Source organism: Empedobacter sp. UBA3475 (assembly GCF_002378465.1).
Lineage (GTDB): Bacteria > Bacteroidota > Bacteroidia > Flavobacteriales > Weeksellaceae > Empedobacter > Empedobacter falsenii_B.
In genome coordinates, this window is record NZ_DFRA01000019.1 from 43,310 (window position 1) to 45,125 (window position 1,816).

2 protein-coding genes are annotated in these 1,816 nt (G+C 33.5%); one reads left to right on the forward strand and one right to left on the reverse strand.

Annotation, left to right across the window (positions count from 1 at the left end; genetic code table 11):
* Nucleotides 1–13: 13 nt before the first annotated feature.
* Nucleotides 14–661, reverse strand: a complete 648-nt coding sequence (locus B3I31_RS04850) for a protein-L-isoaspartate(D-aspartate) O-methyltransferase (RefSeq protein ID WP_038332579.1) — start codon at nucleotides 659–661, stop codon at nucleotides 14–16.
* A gap of 71 nt (nucleotides 662–732) precedes the next feature.
* Between B3I31_RS04850 and B3I31_RS04855 the strand changes: the two genes are divergently transcribed.
* On the forward strand, nucleotides 733–1,737 hold the full coding sequence (locus B3I31_RS04855) for a Gfo/Idh/MocA family protein (RefSeq protein ID WP_114997742.1): 1,005 nt from the start codon (nucleotides 733–735) through the stop codon (nucleotides 1,735–1,737).
* Nucleotides 1,738–1,816 lie beyond the last annotated feature (79 nt).

The following is a 1,816-nucleotide window of genomic DNA, read 5'->3' on the forward strand; positions in this document are numbered from 1 at the left end:
GGAGTTTTTTATTTTATTTATCTCGGCTTTCTAACATTGGTACAAATTTGAAATCTCCAAATTCGTAATGCTCAAATTGATCTTCTGATAATCTCATAATGACAATCATTCGTTGCGATTGTTCACCAACTGGAATCACCATTATTCCTCCAATATTCAATTGTTTTTTTAATTCTTCTGGAATTTCTGGCGCACCAGCCGTTACAATAATTTTATCAAAAGGAGCAAAAGAAGGTAAACCTTTGTAACCATCTCCATACGTTTGATAACGTGGCTCGAAATTGATTTTTTTCAACATGATTTTCGAGAAATCAAACAAATCTTTTTGTCTTTCAATCGTAAAAACTTCAACACCCAAAGCAACCAAAACAGCAGTTTGATAACCAGAACCAGTTCCGATTTCTAAGACTTTTTCATTAGGCTGAATGTCTAATAATTGTGTCTGAAAAGCAACTGTAAACGGATGCGAAATCGTTTGTCCAGCAGCAATCGGAAAAGCTTCGTCGCGATATGCGAATTCCGTAAATGCGCTGTCTAAAAATAAATGTCGTGGCACTAAATTAATAGCTTCCAATACGTTTTCATCTTCAATTCCTTTCGAGCGCAACAAATCAACCAACATTTTGCGTCGTCCTCTGTGTTTAAAATCGTCTACAGACATATTCCAAAATTTTTACAAAAATGCATTAAATACAACTTATTCTCATTAATTTTAACGGCAAAATCTACCAAATGTTAAAAGTAGGAGTGATCGGTGCTGGGCACCTTGGAAAAATCCATTTAAAGTTATTAAATCAATCGGAAAGATACGAATTAATTGGCTTCTTTGATTCTTTTGAAGAAAATGGAAAAAAAGTTGAAGCTGAATTTGGGTATAAATATTTTAGTTCGATGGACGAATTGATTGATGCTGTTGATGTTGTCGATATTGTGACACCAACGTTATCACATTATGAAGTGGCATTGAAAGTGATCGAAAAAAATAAACATTTTTTCATCGAAAAACCAGTTACGCATACCTTAGAAGAGGCAGATCATTTGTTGAAATTGACAAATGAAAAAGGTTTGAAAGCGCAAGTTGGACACGTAGAGCGTTTTAATCCTGCATTTACAGCGGCTGCACCTTTTATCGAAGAACCATTGTTTATTGAAACGCATCGTTTGGCAGAATTTAATCCGCGCGGTACAGATGTTCCTGTAGTTTTAGATTTGATGATTCATGATTTAGATGTGATTTTATCGATTGTAAAATCAGAAATTAAATCAATTCATTCGTCTGGAGTTTCGGTAATTAGTGATACACCTGATATTGCAAATGCTCGAATTGAGTTTGAAAATGGTTGTGTGGTGAATGTTTCGACAAGTAGAATGTCAATGAAAAATATGCGAAAAATGCGTGTTTTTCAACGAAATGCGTATATTTCAATTGATTTCTTGACGAAAAAGACTGAAATTATTAAAATGCACAAAGCGCCAGAAAATCCAAGTGAATTTGCGATGATTTTGGAAAACGATAAAGGAGATCGTAGAGAAATTTGTTTTGAACATCCAGAAATTTTACCAAATAATGCAATTTTGGATGAATTAGAAAGCTTTGCAGATTCTATTGTGAATAATTCACCAATTAAAGTTTCGTTACAAGATGGACGAAATGCATTGAAAGTTGCATTGGAGATTATTGCTTATTTTGAAAAAGAACAGCAAGTCATCAAAAATCAAACAATCGAGAAAGAATAAATCGATGTTAGATTTTAGAAGTTCGAATTTCGCTAAACGCATGAATATGATGTGATTTTGAAACAAGTTCCTTTAGATT

What these genes read in the sequence shown, in the direction of transcription:
- B3I31_RS04850 (WP_038332579.1), bottom strand. Translation starts at nt 661, where the DNA reads ATGTCTGTAGACGATTTTAAACACAGAGGACGACGCAAAATGTTGGTT.
- B3I31_RS04855 (WP_114997742.1), top strand. Translation starts at nt 733, where the DNA reads ATGTTAAAAGTAGGAGTGATCGGTGCTGGGCACCTTGGAAAAATCCAT.